This is a genomic window from Kriegella aquimaris (assembly GCF_900103215.1).
Taxonomy (GTDB): domain Bacteria; phylum Bacteroidota; class Bacteroidia; order Flavobacteriales; family Flavobacteriaceae; genus Kriegella; species Kriegella aquimaris.
Genome location: NZ_FNGV01000021.1, coordinates 1 through 16152 on the forward strand (window position 1 = coordinate 1; position 16152 = coordinate 16152).

Here is a 16152-nt window from a genome sequence, read left to right on the forward strand (position 1 = left end):
GACATACCATGCTTGGGTACGCGATGCTCAAGGCTGTGAGAGATTAATTCGGGACAACATTGTCCTTGATGTTCCAGAAGCCATAGTGGCCGCCATTCAAGTGACCCGGGACAACTGTACGAACCTACAGGGTGAAATCACCGTAGATTTACCAATGGGCGGACAGGGAAGCAACTATACCTATCAATTGATCAAGGACGGTGTTAATCTGCGTGCGCCACAGAACACCCGCGTATTCTCGGGACTTGGCGCCGGTGAGTATGAAGTGTTGATTACGGACCAGTGGGGCTGTAGCCTAAATACCCCTTCAGAATTCTTGTACGAGCAATTGGATGTTTCTACTTCAGTTGTAAAATCTATTGATTGTACAGTTACACCAGAGGGTGAGATTACGGTAAATGTAAACGGAGGTTCAACCAACCTAGAATTTATAATGACTACTCCTTTAGGAAATGTCATTACACAAATAACAGGTGTATTTACAAACTTAACAGAGGCAGGAACATATTCTATCATTGTTAGAGATAATGATACGACCAATCCTGTTTGTGAAAGAACGGTAACACAGGAACTGGACGCACCGATAGACCCAGTTCTAATAGATGCTACTATTAATAACGTAAGCTGCTTCAGCGGCAACAACGGCAGTATTAGGGTAAATATAGACCCAGCAACCGATACAAATCCTCTTTACCAATATGAACTCTATGACATTGTCAATTTAGTAACACCAATCGCAGGACCGCAAACTGACCCTTTATTTACAAATTTGAATGCTGGAGATTATCAAATAAAAGTAATTTCTGGTAGGGGTTGTGTTGGATTTAGAAACGAAACAATAACGGAACCCACAGAATTATTGATAGACGCCACTGCTACAACTTTCGCTTGTGATGGAGACAATGGTGTAACCACATCTACCATTACCATAGCTATTTTGGACGGTGTTACAACTCCGGGAAATCCTTCCGGAACACCACAATACTTATACAGTATTAATAATGTGAATTTTCAAAGTTCCAATACGTTCGAAATACTTGACAACGGCCTGACGAGAAATATTATCGTATACGTTACGGATGGACAAAGTTGTCCCGCAACAACCTCAGTTACAATTGAACCCCTAAATAAGTTTAGTGCAACTGTTAGTCAGATATCGGCCATTTCTTGTACAAATGAAGAAGTCGTAACAGTAGCTGTAACGGATGATGGAAATCCTCATAACTATTCATTTGAGTTGTTGCCACTTGGGAATCCAAATGGTGCTCAAACGGCCTTTACGTCGACAACAGCGACCTTCGACCTATCGTCAGTAGGAAACTATACCTTTAGAGTAACGGATATGGACACAGGATGCTATGTTGATACAACTTCCTATGAAATAGCACCTTATAATTTCATTGATGTTATGGCCGTAGCAATAACCCCAGTTACTTGTTTTGGAGACGGAAATGGGGCTTTGGAAATATCTATTACAGGATACGCCGGGAACTATGACTATCAATTGTTTGATGGATTAGGAAATACAGTAGGTGGATTAGTAAGCACAGATACAAGTGTAAACCCAAGACCTATAACCGGTCTTGCAGGAGGGAATTATTATGTGCGAGTTACAGAAACAGGAGTGCCTTCTTGTATTGAAGATTCCAATATTGTAAATATAATATCTCCTGATACGGCACTAACGGCAATAGTCGACGCTTTAGCGGTTCCCACATGTACAAATGATCAAGGTGAGATTCTAATAGATCCAAGTGGTGGATATGCCCCTTACGATATTGTTTTGACCAATACAACAACTTCACAGGTATATTCTGTAATGGATGTCCATGCCATAACGTTTGCGGGGCTTTCTGCAGGTAGTTTCACTATATCGGTCACAGATGATTTGGGTTGTGTTTATACGGATACCGAGATGTTAAATGCCGCTATTCCTATAGTAGCTAATGCTACTCCGTTGATAACTGATTTGGCTTGCTCTGGAGATACTGGTGTAACAATTTCAGCAAACGTGACCAGCGGCGGAAGTGGAACATATGAATATCAATTGAACCGTTATAACTCGGCAGGAACCGCCATCATCTATACCACAGGAGAACAATTAAGTCCTGATTTTAATGATATGGGAGCGGGCATTTATAGTATTACCGTAACGGATGGATGGAACTGTGATATTGAGACAAACAGAGTCGAAATTAGACAGCCAACCTTGGTTGAGGCCTTGCTAATAAGAACAGATCCCTTAACCTGCGCCACTGGTGTTGAATTTGAGTTATCAGCCGCGGGCGGTAGCGGTTCATATGAGTATAGTGTTGACAACCTCACATTCGTGCCAATGAGCAGTAATCCAATGGCTTTGCCGTCGATAGGAACTTTCGCTTCGGGAACCTATCAATATTATGTTAGGGATGCAGTCAATGTTTGTGAGGCAATTTTGTCGAATGCAATAACTGAAGACGCGATAGACCCGTTGATTCTTTTAGTGGACGAAACTGCTGCCACAATTAACTGTAATGGGGAAAGTACGGCAATTATTTTCGCAGACGCCTACGGTGGTTTGGGTAACTACCAATATGAATTGTTCACAGACGCCTCTTTATCTATTGCCTCACGAATTGCAGGGCCACAGGCCAGAGGAGAATTCAGAGATTTACCAGCTGGGAATTATTATGTATCGGTGACCAGTTTCGACTGTACAACGGCCCCGGAAGAAGTAACGATAACTGACCCCGAGCCATTAAGTTATAGTGAGGTGGTATCGGATGCCTCTTGTTTCGGTGAAGAAAATGGAAGCATTACGGTTACCCTTTCTGGAGGATCTGGAGACTATCTATATTCCATATCACCAAACCTGGCCCAGTTCGATTCCATAAATACATTTACAAATCTTGCTCCAGGTGATTATGTAGTGATAGCACAGGATCGAAATGGATGTTTCGAATATATCGAATATACCATATCCCAGCCCACGATGATCAATGTAAGCGCTACTACCTCCCCTGAGATTTGTGCTGGTAGTAATGACGGTTCAATATCATTGGCCATTTCTGGAGGAACTGCACCATACAGCACTGCCGTAAATTCTAATGTTGACGCCGATTTTGTACAAGGAAGAACAGAACTTACAGATTTAGCTGAAGGAAATTATATTCTTTTTGTTAGAGATAACAATGGCTGTGAAACCAATTTGACGGTAACCATTGACCCGGGAGTAAATTTAAACGCGGAGGTGATTCCAGTATATGAATGTACCGGCAACATGCCGACAAATTATATAGATGTCGTTTTGGAAGATTCCGAAAACAGCAGTGAAGTACTATATGCATTGGATTCTAGTAATACAAATGACATGTTGCTAAACCCTGATTTCAGGAATTTAGCCCCCGGCCCGCATTACATAACTATAGCCCATGCAAACGGATGCGTAAACATCATTGATTTTGAAATTGAAAACTTTGAACCATTGAACCTGACGCTTCAACAAAACAATATCAATGAAATTACTGCTGTAGCGACAGGAGGAAGAAAAGATTATACCTTTTATTTTGATGATACGAATAATGGTACCGACAATACTTTTTACATTACTAGAACCGATAATTATACAGTAACGGTCGTAGATGAAAACGGTTGTGAATCAACGGCCAGTATTTTTGTTGAATTTATAGACATCGAAATCACTAATTTCTTTACTCCTGACGGGGATGGTCAGAACGATCGTTGGAAGCCAAAAAATATTGATCAATTTCCAGAGATACTAATCAAAATATTTGACCGTTATGGTAGAGAGGTTTCGCGTGTGTCGGTAGATGTTCAGGGATGGGACGGAACCTACAAAAAAGCAGAGTTGCCAACGGGCGATTACTGGTATGTTATACAACTTAACGGTGAAGATGATGACCGTGAATTTGTTGGACATTTTACCCTATATCGATAAAAACTTAACCTACAGAACCATGCGTAAAATATTATTGGCTTTACTTCTGCTTTTCGCAGTCTTGAACTCCAATGGTCAAGAACTTAATTCGCCCCAGCTATCACAATACCTAGCAGATAATCCCTTTGTTTTGTCACCTACCTATGCGGGTATTGGAGACCATATAAAAATAAGGTTGAACGGTCTGGCCCAATGGGTAGGTATCAAAGATGCTCCCAGAACCCAATCATTGGCAGCCGATATGCGGTTGGGAGAAAAATCAGGAGTCGGATTATTTTTATACAATGACAAAAATGGATATACCAAACAACAGGGAGCAAGGGTTTCCTTTGCACATCATTTGACACTCGACAGATATGATGATGAATTCCTTTCTTTTGGTCTGTCGTATAACTTTAATCAGTTTCGAATAGATACCGAACAATTCAATCTTTTAGATTTTCCCGATAATGGAGTGGTGAATAACCGTCAGACTGCCAATCATAATTTTGATGTTGGTGTACTATACCGTTTTGATAAATTTTATTTTAACCTGAATGCCTCAAACCTTATCAATAAAGATCCAAGAAACTTGACCTTTAACATTGATGAGCCCAACGAACTACGGAATTATTATGCGTATACAGGATATCGCTATACCAAGAACAAGAATAGCCGACTAGAGATAGAACCTTCTATACTATTCAAACTTTTTGAAAGTGATGGACGCTCTGAGACGGATTTGAACCTGAAATTCAGATGGTATGATTTTGAAGATTATTACTACGCTGGACTTAATTATCGTTTCTTAAATGATCAAATTGGTAAACCTCTATACGTGGCCCCTTTCGTAGGATTGAAGAAAAGCAATTTCTATTTCGGATATTCCTATCAGATAATACTCAACGAAATTTTAGGATATAGTACAGGTACCCATGTTATTACCATTGGTGTAGATTTATTTCAGGGCATCAGCAACTGTCGATGTACTTATTAAAATTGTACATTATTTCCCCATTTAATAATTTTCAACGGCTTTTTGTGGTTGTTCTTTATCACATATCATATAATTTTGTAAAAAATTAAGCTAAGCTGTGGGGAAAATAAAAATTAAAAATATCAGGGTTTTCGCCCATCACGGATGTTTGAAAGAAGAAACTGCCATCGGTAGCGAATATTCGGTAGATGTTGGTATTCGATCTAATTTGTCAAAGGCTTCTTTTTCGGATAAACTTGCTGATACGGTAGATTACGTACATATCAACAGAATTGTTAAAGAAGAAATGAAGCTTCCTTCTAAGCTTTTAGAACACGTAGCCCGCAGAATACTGGAAAGAATGCTGTCAGAACTTACAAATATAATCGAAGCCGAAGTTTCAGTATCAAAGCTAAATCCGCCTATAAACGGTGATGTGGAGATGGTATCGGTAATTTTAAATACAAAAGATTTGGAATAAAAAACCAAACTTTTGCATATCTTTTTGATAGCTAAGAATAACATCTTACATTTGCAGCTTGAAATGGCATCGTGGCCGAGTGGCTAGGCGCAGCTCTGCAAAAGCTTGTACAGCGGTTCGAATCCGCTCGATGCCTCTCTTATCCAAAATCCCTTCCTTTAACGGAGGGGATTTTTTATTCTCCCATATGTTCAATGTGTTGGATGCCTTTTTCTATATTGAATTGATCTTTAGGCAAAAATCCCTTGACAATTAAAACGATACCGCAGATTACTAAAATAATCCCTAGACTTTTCTTGATCAGACGTATTCGAGTTTTTGTAAGCTTTTTTTTCAACCGTTTTGCTAATAATATTTTGAAAATATCGGTTACGACATAAGCCCCGATCATTGCTGAAAAGAAAATCGTAATACGATTGGAATCATTGTTCAGACTAGGTCCTACAACAATGATGACCCCGAGCCAAAAAACCAATACCCCTATATTAATGAAATTGAGTAAAAACCCTTTCATCAATAATCCGACATATCCCTTGCTGGAGGTTAGACCCGCATCCTCCTTCTTTGTAACTTTTTTTGTTTCTTTTTTAAAAAAAGTAATTACTCCGTAAATTAAGAGAATAAAACCTCCAAAAACATATAATCCAGGTTGATTGCTTAAATTTTCGAGAAGCTGAAAACTACTAAAATAGGCCAAGATTATAAAAAGAATATCGGCAAGTACTACACCTAAATCAAAAACAATAGCCGCCCTGAAACCCTTTATTGCACTGGTTTCTAAAAGCACAAAAAAAACAGGCCCGATCATAAAGCTTAAAAAAAAGCCTAATGGTATCGCCGCCTGAACATCTTCCCACATACTGTAATTCTGATTTCTAAATTATCGAACGGATAAAAATAGCGTGGAAATTAAAAATCACATTTTAGTAATTCTTCCACCAAATACCGTTTTTTCCTCCATTTTTACCGGATTACCATAAACAAGCACTTCACCCCCTGCTTTTACAGAAGCATTGACATAGTTGGTGGCATTTATTTCGGCTTTGGAACCGGCGTTCACATTAATCGTTGAAAATTTGGTTTTTAGGTTTTTACCTTCGTATATACCTCCGGTGTTTATGGCAACATCTTGTAAATCTGAAGATCCGCTGGCAATAACAACGCCCCCAGTGACCGCTTTAATCAATATTTGCTCAACTTCTGCTTTCACCGATAGCTCACCTCCTTCTTGCGCTTTTAATTCAAGAATATCTTGACTTATAACATCTTCAGAAGATATTCGCGCATCTTCATTCACATCAATAATTACAATCTTTTCACTGTAGTACAAATCTACAAAAGTTCTATAACCACTAAAAATCTTACCGATCTGCATTCGAAGTTTTAAAACGCCATCGTTATTGATAATGGTTACTCGAGAAGTATTGGCACCGGAAATCACCGCCCTATTTACGTCAGATTTAATAAGGTTTACAGAAAGTCCGTCAAAGGCCTTTACTTCTGTAAAACTATCAAGTTCTTGAGTTACTTTTTCGTCTTGACCACTGCTTGACTGAAGTCCTATAAGCAACACTATAAAAAATAGAATCTTTTGCTTCATATCAGTTTCTAAGAAGGTTTCTTACTTACAGAACAACTTTCATTCCAAAAAATTGCTTCATTTATGCTTTCCGATTAATGAGAAATCTAAATGACGTTTTACCAAATCGGTATTTTTTACCATCACCACAACCTCATCACCCAATTGGTAGGTTTGTTTTGTACGTTCGCCCACCAAAGCGTATTGTTTTTCATCAAAGATATAATAATCACCTTTTATGTCTCGAATACGAACCATTCCTTCACATTTATTTTCAATGATTTCGACATAGATACCCCATTCGGTAACACCACTGATAACCCCAATAAACTCTTGATCCTGGTGGTCTTGCATAAACTTTATTTGCATATATTTTACAGAATCCCTTTCAGCATTCGCCGATAAGATTTCCATATCTGTAGAATGTTTGCATTTTTCTTCATAAACTTCCGATTTTGGTGATTTTCCGCCATCTAGATAGTGTTGGAGTAAACGATGGACCATAATATCGGGATAACGTCTTATCGGCGAGGTAAAATGGGTATAATAATCGAAGGCCAAGCCATAATGGCCAATATTATTTGTTGTGTAAATCGCCTTGCTCATACTTCGAATAGCCAAGGTATCTACCAAATTCTGTTCCTTTTTACCCTTTACATCCTCCAAAAGCTTATTTAAAGAAGCGCTAATAGACTTTTTATCTTTAAAGTTAAGACTATGACCAAAACGTGAAATTATCCCGTTAAGTGCAATTAATTTATCTTCATCAGGATTGTCATGAATTCGATAAACAAATGTTTTTTCCGGCTTTTGTTTTCCTATAAACTCAGCTACTTTTCGGTTGGCCAAAAGCATAAATTCCTCGATCAACTTATTGGCATCCTTTGCTTCCTTAAAATAAACACTTACGGGTTCACTTTTTTCATTCAAATTAAAACGTACTTCGACCTTATCAAAAGATATTGCTCCTTTTTTCATACGGCCTTCCCGCATAATTTTAGCTAATCTATCCATTGTTAAAGTCGCCTCTACTACGTCGTTAGAAACTGCATAGGCTTTATCACGTATAGAAATATCCGAAGGAATATTTCCATTTTTATTTTCAATAATATATTGGGCTTCTTCATAAGCAAAACGCTCATTCGAATCGATGACCGTTCTACCGAACCATTGATTTTTAACATTCGCCTTATCGTCTAGCTCAAAAATCGCAGAAAACGTATATTTTTCTTCGTTAGGTCGCAGTGAACAAGCATTGTTAGATAATACCTCTGGCAACATAGGTACCACACGATCAACCAAATACACCGAAGTAGCCCGATCATAGGCCTCATCATCAAGAATGGTATCGGTTTGCAAATAGTGCGACACATCGGCAATATGAATACCTATTTCATAATTACCATTTTCTAAAATTTCGAAAGAAAGTGCGTCATCAAAATCCTTGGCATCTTTTGGATCAATAGTAAAGGTCAGCGTATTTCGCATATCTCTTCGCTTATCAATTTCCTCCTTTTTAATGGTCGTATCCAATTGATCTGCAAAGCGTTCTATTTCTGCCGGAAATTCATATGGTAGCCCATATTCCGCTAAAATGGAATGAATTTCAGTATTATGCTCACCTGGCATACCAAGTACTTCGATAATTTTTCCAAAAGGTGAATCTGCATTTTCAGGCCATTCGGTAATTTCGACAATCACTTTTTCACCATCTTTTGCTTTCCCAATTTTGTCTAAGGACACAAAAACATCGGTATACATTCTAAAATCGGTTGGTCTTACAAAAGCAAATGTCTTTTGCATATCTACTATACCCACAAAAGAATTCTTTTTTCGTTCTAGTATCTTTACAATTTCACCTTCCAGCTTTTTTCCTTTCCTTCTTGGGTATATATATACTTCAACTGTATCTTTATGAAAAGCTTTTTTTAATTTATTAAAAGGCACGAATACGTCATCATCCATACCCTCTATTATAATATACGCATTGCCTCGACCAGTAATATCTACCGTACCGGTATGATAGGTTTTGGTCGATGCCGCCACTTTAAAATTTCCGCGACCCTCTTCCAAGATGCGTTTTTTCTCCTTTAATTCTGTCAAACGCTGAATCAACTGATTGCGTTCGTGAGCATCGATTACCCCAATTTTAGCAGCTATTTGTTTATAATTGAAACTTTTGTTAGGTTCCTGTTCGAGAACAGTAAAAATACCTTTGGTAATTTCGTTTCTTCTATGGTTTTTTGATTTTTTATTTCTCTTGGACATTAAAAATTTTATTTTGTGGGAAATTACGAATTATAATCCATTGAACATTTCTTTCAAGTTTATGTTACACCCATTTCAATGTTATCAACAATTACTATATACATCATATTTCTTTTTTAAAATTTAAATAAAAATGATGGTTATTATAGATCGTTAATAGCAGGGATAAAAAAAAGATGGAAAGCTTGCTTTGAACGGAAAATAAAAGTTGTTGACATTTTATAAAATGCTATTCCCCTTGCAAATCAATAGTTTAAAAAAATTATCAATATAGGTTGATAATTAAAGTCAACATGTTTTTTGTGATAAGTTAAGGTTAATTTAATGTTAACTACTTCAGATTTATCGGTGATATGTGAAAGTAATTTTATTGGAAGTTAATTACGTTTTGAGAGAAGTTTTTTGTAGAGCGATATTATGGGGTAAAAACAAAATTTTAAATCCAATTTTTATTGGAAGCTTATCAACGATCTAAACAGTAATTAACAACCACTAATTAACAATGTTTTTTGGGACTATCATAAAAATTGTTGTGAAATGAACTCTTTTTGTGGTTAAACCCTAAGTATTGTATTTTTGCGATACAAACCATTATTAAATTGACCATGAAAATAGCTATAGGGAACGATCATGCGGGTACCGAATATAAGCTTGCTATATTAGGCTTATTGAAATCAAAAGGTATTGAGGTACTGAATTATGGTACCGATGGTACCGATAGTGTTGATTACCCTGATTTTATTCATCCCGTAGCCAGTGATATCGAAAATGATGAAGTAAGTTTCGGTATTATCGTATGTGGTAGTGGAAATGGTGCTTCTATGACGGCCAATAAACATCAAAAAGTGCGCTGTGCGCTTTGCTGGAATAAAGAGATCGTAGAGCTTGCCCGTCAACATAATGATGCTAATATTCTAAGTCTACCTGCACGTTATATTTCATTACCGCAAGCATTGAATATGGTTGATGTTTTTTTAGATACGAGTTTCGAAGGAGGTAGACATGAAAGAAGAATAGAAAAAATACCATGCGTATAGTCATTACTATATGGTTATTTGACTAGCAGTAATATCTTATTTTTTATTAAAGTAATTTTAGGCATAGGTTTTATTTCAATAGACAAATTTTCATAACTTATACTATAAATACTTTGAAGATTTTCACGGTCTAGTGAAAATTATGTTTTGATTATCCGTTCAGTTATTTTGGATAGTTTTTTTACAGGTAACCATCACACGTAATTGTTTTAGCGTACGACAATGCAACGTCTATAATCGTTTTCATTACGTACATATTTGACTGCTTCATAAACATGAAGTTTAGCTGGAAGATCAATTTTATTTTACTATACGGATTTTTTTACTTCCACATTTTGGTGAATACAATAGTAATAGATAACTGTACAAAATCAATGCTTAGTGTAATCGCAAAGAAGTTCGAAGAGTTAACAACACAAGAATTATATACTATTCTGCAGTTGCGAAGTGAGGTTTTTGTAGTGGAACAGAATTGTGCTTATCAAGACTTAGACGGCAAAGATGATAGGGCACTTCACATTTTAGGAACCAAAAACAACAAGATTATTGCCTATACTCGAATTTTTAGACCCAATGACTACGCCAAGGTAGCAAGTATCGGCCGGGTAGTGGTTCAAAAAGACCAAAGAAAGTATGGCTATGGAAAAGTTATTCTGAATGAGTCTATTAGAGCGATCGAGAAATACTTTAATGAAACTACCATTCACGTTTCAGCTCAGTTATATCTTGAACGATTTTATGAAGAACTAGGATTTATACAAATTGGAGATGGTTACCTTGAAGATGGCATTCCACATATAGGCATGATACGCAGATCAGATAGATAATCCGCGTATGGGCTTTCAATATTTGAGACTAAATTTTAATAGGAGTTTTATTTGTCAGATTAATGTCTTCCAACATCATATCTGTAAACTTGTAATGCCCTTTAGTAGTAATAATTCTAAATCTATTGGAGTTCATTCGGCTCAATGCATCTAGAAATAACCATTTGGATTTAAGTAGTCGTGGCTTTTCTGATTTTAAACTGATATCAAAAAAGTATTTTCTACCATTTTTAAGGGCGACGATATCGGGTGTGATTCTTGAATCGCTTCCTTTTCTCAAATATGATTTTGGAGTTTCGTAACCCTCCAAATCCGCTTTTATTCCTTCAAAGCCCGTGGCCTCTAAATGATTGATTGACTTCTCTAAAAACGCCTGATTTTCTGACTTATCTACTTTTACCATAACCAACAAGATAGTAAAAATTATGTAAGAACCAAATATTATTATCTGATTAACAGTTATTTAAGATAAAAATAAAAGCAGTTTAAACCAAGAAAATTAGTATTGTCCAAAAATATTATTGAAGAACTAAAAGTTATAATTTTTCATTTCTCACTGCCTTAAATTCACTTCTGTCGTACCACTTTGGAAAATAATCTTCATTGGCCAATTTCAAACCTACCTGAAATAATAGTTGTGCATCGAACTGTATACCACTTAATTCAGTGGTTAGCGGGTCATATTCATCGGAGGGTTGATGATATTTATTGCTATGATAATCATCATTCATTTTTTTAACAAATGCCTTCCCATGTTCGAAATCTTCAAAAGTACCGCTGGCGTAGAGTGCTGGAATACCAATTTTTGCGAAGTTAAAATGATCTGATCTAAAGAAATAACCTTTTTCAGCTTCTGGATCAGGTATAACATAGCGACTTTGTTTTTCGGCTGCATCTTTGGCATATTCATCCATTTCTGATTGGCCATAACCTGTTATAGTTAAATCTTTCATAGGGCCAGGGCTTGATAAAGCATCCATATTTATATCGGCTACCGTTTTTTGAGGGTCATAAATAGGATGTTCCGCATAATATGCAGAGCCCAAAAGACCTTGTTCTTCGGCAGTAACAGCTAGAAAAACTATGGAACGTTTGGTTTCTCCTAATTTTTTAAAAGCTTCGGCTATAGCCAAAAGACAGGCTGTTCCTGAAGCATTGTCGACTGCACCATTATAAATGGAATCATTATCTACAGGTCTTCCGATACCAAGGTGATCCCAATGTGCCGAATAAATAATATATTCATCTTTTCTTTCTGTACCGGGCAATAAGGCAACAACGTTTTTTGAAATATCTCTCTTAATCGTATTTGTAATCTTTACCGATGCTGTTAAACCCAATGAAATTGGTCTAAAGTCTTTTGTTTTTGCCAATTCTTTAAAATTTTTATTTTTGACCGAAGATGCTTGGAATAACTTTTTGGCACTTTCATTGGAAATCCATCCTTGTACATCTGCAACGGGTTTCGAACTTTCCAGACTTAATTGAGCACCACTCCAGCTAGACTGAACTACGTTCCAACCATATGAAGCAGGTTCCGTTTCGTGAATTATCAATACGCCAGCTGCACCTTGTCTTGCCGCTTCCTCATATTTGTAGGTCCAGCGACCGTAATAGGTCATTTCGTTGCCTTTGAACAAGGTAGAATCTCCCGATTGAAATCCTGGGTCATTCACTAAGACAACCGCTGTCTTTCCTTTCCAATCTATACCCTCATAATCGTTCCATCCATATTCCGGTGCGACAATACCATAGCCGGCATATACAAGTTCAGAATTTTCAAGACTTACTTCAGAATCTGTTTTAGAAGAAAGGGCTACAAAATCTTCAAAATAATTCAAATCAAAAGATTTTTCGTCCCCAGAAATTTTCATTATTTCTGACGGTACCCCCGTAATTTCAACTAAGGGTACCTCTTGAAAATAACTTGTGCCGTTACCGGGTAAAAGGCCAAGTTCTGAGAATTGATTTTTTAGATAATTTACGGTTTTCACCTCTCCTTCCGTAAAGGGCATTCGGCCCATAAAATCATCTGAAGCCAACTGTTCGATGTGCTTGCCAATCGTTGAAATATCAACTTCCACCGGTTCAATACTTCCAGAAGTATTTGGTTTACAACCAATAAATAGTATTAAAAGCGCAATTTTGAAATATATTGAATAGTTGTTCATGGTTTGAATAAAAAAGTGTCGAGTATGCCTTTATAACTTGCCAGCCAATTATTGAAATAGATAAGTATGTCTAACTACCCCTAATATTCGAATTACCAACTACTAGGTCGGTTATAAGATACCCGAAGAAATACCTGCCAACAAAATCATCTATTAAAGTGCCTGCCTGGTCGATAAAATACAAAAAATATAATCTTTGATTCAAAAGAACAATAAAAACAAACCCATTGGTCTTGTGTTCTGTTAGTCAAATCGTTTTGTCGGGCTCTTTTCATTTATAAAATAAGGACTTAAAACTAAATTTATTGATTTTCAGTTTTGTTCTTAGGTGCTTTTCCAAGACCTGATTTAAATGTGTTTGTTTATCTCACCTCAAAGATTTAATGTTTTGCAGTAGCGCTCGCCCAATCTTTTCAACAACACCTACAACGAGGGCATTGCCCATAAAAAAGGCTCTTTTTGCATCGGAAACGCCTTCAAGCATTGTGTGATCATCAGGAAACATATTCAATCGTTCCAACTCAACCGGAGTTAGGCGACGTAGCCCTTTTTTAGTTTGTACTACATGCTTGAATCGAGAGGGGCTTCTTCCTCCTTCCCCAGTAATAATGGTTCTGGAGGCATTGTCTTGGGCATCGGGAAAAACCATTGCGCCTTCAGCGTAATTATAGGAAAACCCATTTTTAGCCGTGCGAATTTCCTTTTTTGCACCTTTTAGATATTCCCATTTGGGATAATCCTCTAACGGAATAAAGAACGACTCGGTCACTTCACCATTTTGTAGCACATCTCCGAGTACGGTTCGCTTTCCATTAAAGCTTGAGGTAGTCTTAACAGTGTTAACCTTCCCATCCATAAAGATGCCGGTATTTTCAAAGGGTGATAATTTTTGGTCCTTATTGAAATTTTCTGAGAGCATTACTAGGTTTTCAGTAATCGGAAAAGATGATGAAATAGCCATTGTATTTCCTACGGGAAATGCTTTTGCAAGAGTTCCAGATTTAATCATCCAATCCGGTTTGTCGGCTTTTAACAGCTTTTTATAAATGGGAGTTGATTTATGATACCCCAAGAAAAAGATTCTCCTTCGTCGTTGTGGCATTCCATAATCTGCCGCGTTGATAACCCGCCACTCTACGGCATAGCCTAGTTCATCAAGACTTTTGAGCATAATGGCAAAATCTCTTCCTCTTTGTGAAGAAGGCGATTTAAGCAAACGATCTACATTTTCGAGGAATAAATATTTCGGCGGAACTGATTTTTCGGATAGTATTCTATGTATGCTCCACCACAACACCCCTTTTTTCCCAATAAGGCCTTTAGAGTTCTGTAAGGTCGTTGCCACAGAATAATCTTGGCAAGGAAATCCTCCTACTAAAATATCTGCATCAGGAATTTCGGATGTTGATACCTGTGAAATATCGGTATTGCTATGATCTTTGGAGCCAAATCGAGCTTCATAGACCTTTGATGCGTGCTGTACTTTGGTTGATGGCTCCCATTGGTTGCTCCATACCACTTCAAAACCACCACTTCGTTGCAATCCTAAGCGGAAACCACCAACACCGGCAAAAAGCTCAATGACCCTTAATTTATTCATTGGGGATAAAATTAGACAAAAACAATAAAAGAGAATTGCCTTTTTACAAGTACTTGGTACGCTCAAGGGAATATGTTTATTTTTACAAAAACAATATTGCGCTATGAAATTTACACATAGAATTTATATCTTATTCTTTTGCTCAGGCTTTCTTATCTCCTGCGAAGCCGAAAAGAAGTCTGAACCCCCCCTTGAGGAAGAGATTGTAAAGGTTAAGTCTGAATTTGCTCCTGACAAGAGAGTAGCGTTGTTCGATATATCGGCCATAAAAAACAACGATAAGTTTATTTTAAAGGGTGAAAGCAATCTATCTCAGGCGGTTACAACGCTCAAAGAAAATCTTGAGTTTCAAAAAATTAGGTTTGTTGATAGTATTCAAATATTACCTTCTGCCGAGCTTAAAGGAAAAACCCAAGGGGTTATTAAAATATCGGTAGCCAACTTACGCAGCAATCCGGCGCATTCTTCAGAATTGGCAACGCAGGCCACTTTAGGAACTCCAGTGAAAGTTTATAAACAAGACGATAATTGGTATTTTATTCAAACCCCGGATAATTATATGGCGTGGGTAGATGGGGGAGGTCTCGAATTGATGAACGAGCAACAGGCGACTAAGTGGAAATCTGCTGATAAGATTATTTATACCCATACTGTGGGACAGTCTTATTCGAGTGCCAATATCAATTCGCAAGTGGTCTCCGATTTGGTAGCCGGTGCTATTTTGGAAAAGACCGGACAGCAAAAGGGCTTTTTTGAAGTACACTACCCTGATGGGCGGCTTGCATTCATTTCTGAAAACGAAGCTCAAGACTATAATTTTTGGTTGGAAAGCTTAGAACCGACTACGGAGACCTTGGTCGCTACTTCAAAAAAACTAATGGGGCTTCCCTATCTTTGGGGAGGAACCTCTACAAAAGGGGTGGATTGCAGTGGATTTACCAAAACAATTTACTTCTTGAACGGTATGGTTATTCCGCGAGACGCCTCTCAACAGGTGCACTCAGGTAAAGAAGTTGATTCGGTTAAAAATTTTGAAAACCTACAAAAGGGAGATTTACTCTTCTTTGGGCGTCAGGCAACGGATTCCACAAGAGAAAAAGTCGTTCATGTGGGAATGTGGATAGGAAATAACGAATTTATCCACTCTTCCGGGCGGGTTCATATTAGCAGTATGGATGCTAACGCTGAAAATTACGATGATTACAATCGCAATCGGTACTTAAGATCGAATCGTTATCTGGCCGATCACAAGGAAGGTGTTATCGAACTCGCGAAAACACCTCTTTTCAAAGATTAA

12 protein-coding genes and 1 tRNA gene are annotated in these 16152 nt (G+C 37.4%); 7 read left to right on the forward strand and 6 right to left on the reverse strand.

The window, feature by feature from the left end; translation table 11 throughout:
- The 4 genes from BLS33_RS23285 to BLS33_RS23300 form a co-directional block, all read left to right on the forward strand.
- Window positions 1-3937 (forward strand): T9SS type B sorting domain-containing protein (locus BLS33_RS23285; protein ID WP_143017677.1); only part of this gene is annotated, 3937 nt, incomplete at its 5' end.
- 19 nt (window positions 3938-3956) lie between these two features.
- Window positions 3957-4913, forward strand: a complete 957-nt coding sequence (locus tag BLS33_RS23290; protein WP_089895597.1) for a PorP/SprF family type IX secretion system membrane protein — start codon at window positions 3957-3959, stop codon at window positions 4911-4913.
- Window positions 4914-5010: 97 nt separating this feature from the next.
- Complete coding sequence (gene folB, locus BLS33_RS23295; RefSeq protein WP_089895523.1) at window positions 5011-5373, forward strand: dihydroneopterin aldolase; 363 nt, start codon at window positions 5011-5013, stop codon at window positions 5371-5373.
- Window positions 5374-5438: 65 nt separating this feature from the next.
- Window positions 5439-5509: transfer RNA gene (locus BLS33_RS23300), tRNA-Cys, on the forward strand.
- A 39-nt stretch (window positions 5510-5548) separates the two neighbouring features.
- Here the strand turns inward: BLS33_RS23300 and BLS33_RS23305 are convergent.
- The 3 genes from BLS33_RS23305 to rnr are packed head-to-tail and all read right to left on the reverse strand — an operon-like array spanning window position 5549 to window position 9220.
- The gene (locus tag BLS33_RS23305; RefSeq protein ID WP_089895525.1) at window positions 5549-6232 is read right to left on the reverse strand and encodes a LysE family translocator; all 684 of its coding nucleotides are present in this window, start codon (window positions 6230-6232) and stop codon (window positions 5549-5551) included.
- A 57-nt stretch (window positions 6233-6289) separates the two neighbouring features.
- On the reverse strand, window positions 6290-6973 hold the full coding sequence (locus BLS33_RS23310; protein ID WP_089895527.1) for a head GIN domain-containing protein: 684 nt from the start codon (window positions 6971-6973) through the stop codon (window positions 6290-6292).
- 57 nt (window positions 6974-7030) lie between these two features.
- Window positions 7031-9220, reverse strand: a complete 2190-nt coding sequence (rnr, locus tag BLS33_RS23315; protein WP_089895529.1) for a ribonuclease R — start codon at window positions 9218-9220, stop codon at window positions 7031-7033.
- A 605-nt stretch (window positions 9221-9825) separates the two neighbouring features.
- Between rnr and rpiB the strand changes: the two genes are divergently transcribed.
- Window positions 9826-10257, forward strand: coding sequence for a ribose 5-phosphate isomerase B (gene rpiB, locus BLS33_RS23320; protein WP_089895531.1), 432 nt, complete (start codon window positions 9826-9828; stop codon window positions 10255-10257).
- A gap of 374 nt (window positions 10258-10631) precedes the next feature.
- Complete coding sequence (locus BLS33_RS23325) at window positions 10632-11084, forward strand: GNAT family N-acetyltransferase (RefSeq protein ID WP_089895599.1); 453 nt, start codon at window positions 10632-10634, stop codon at window positions 11082-11084.
- Between the two features lie 28 nt (window positions 11085-11112).
- On the opposite strand, the gene BLS33_RS23330 is transcribed toward BLS33_RS23325, so the two are convergent.
- The 3 genes from BLS33_RS23330 to dcm all read right to left on the reverse strand — a co-directional run bounded on the left by BLS33_RS23330 (window position 11113) and on the right by dcm (window position 14855).
- Window positions 11113-11487: a hypothetical protein gene (locus BLS33_RS23330; protein WP_089895533.1), complete on the reverse strand. Its 375-nt coding sequence runs from the start codon at window positions 11485-11487 to the stop codon at window positions 11113-11115.
- Between the two features lie 133 nt (window positions 11488-11620).
- Window positions 11621-13255, reverse strand: coding sequence for a M28 family metallopeptidase (locus BLS33_RS23335; protein ID WP_089895534.1), 1635 nt, complete (start codon window positions 13253-13255; stop codon window positions 11621-11623).
- A 367-nt stretch (window positions 13256-13622) separates the two neighbouring features.
- A complete protein-coding gene (dcm, locus tag BLS33_RS23340; protein ID WP_089895536.1) occupies window positions 13623-14855 on the reverse strand; it encodes a DNA (cytosine-5-)-methyltransferase in 1233 nt (410 codons plus the stop codon).
- 103 nt (window positions 14856-14958) lie between these two features.
- On the opposite strand from dcm, the gene BLS33_RS23345 reads away from it, so the two are divergent.
- Complete coding sequence (locus tag BLS33_RS23345; RefSeq protein ID WP_089895538.1) at window positions 14959-16152, forward strand: C40 family peptidase; 1194 nt, start codon at window positions 14959-14961, stop codon at window positions 16150-16152.

Excerpts from the sequence above, each read along its gene's own strand:
- BLS33_RS23290 (WP_089895597.1), top strand. The coding sequence starts at position 3,957 with ATGCGTAAAATATTATTGGCTTTACTTCTGCTTTTCGCAGTCTTGAAC.
- BLS33_RS23305 (WP_089895525.1), bottom strand. The coding sequence starts at position 6,232 with ATGTGGGAAGATGTTCAGGCGGCGATACCATTAGGCTTTTTTTTAAGC.
- BLS33_RS23310 (WP_089895527.1), bottom strand. The coding sequence starts at position 6,973 with ATGAAGCAAAAGATTCTATTTTTTATAGTGTTGCTTATAGGACTTCAG.
- rnr (WP_089895529.1), bottom strand. The coding sequence starts at position 9,220 with ATGTCCAAGAGAAATAAAAAATCAAAAAACCATAGAAGAAACGAAATT.
- rpiB (WP_089895531.1), top strand. The coding sequence starts at position 9,826 with ATGAAAATAGCTATAGGGAACGATCATGCGGGTACCGAATATAAGCTT.
- BLS33_RS23325 (WP_089895599.1), top strand. The coding sequence starts at position 10,632 with ATGCTTAGTGTAATCGCAAAGAAGTTCGAAGAGTTAACAACACAAGAA.
- BLS33_RS23330 (WP_089895533.1), bottom strand. The coding sequence starts at position 11,487 with ATGGTAAAAGTAGATAAGTCAGAAAATCAGGCGTTTTTAGAGAAGTCA.
- BLS33_RS23335 (WP_089895534.1), bottom strand. The coding sequence starts at position 13,255 with ATGAACAACTATTCAATATATTTCAAAATTGCGCTTTTAATACTATTT.
- dcm (WP_089895536.1), bottom strand. The coding sequence starts at position 14,855 with ATGAATAAATTAAGGGTCATTGAGCTTTTTGCCGGTGTTGGTGGTTTC.
- BLS33_RS23345 (WP_089895538.1), top strand. The coding sequence starts at position 14,959 with ATGAAATTTACACATAGAATTTATATCTTATTCTTTTGCTCAGGCTTT.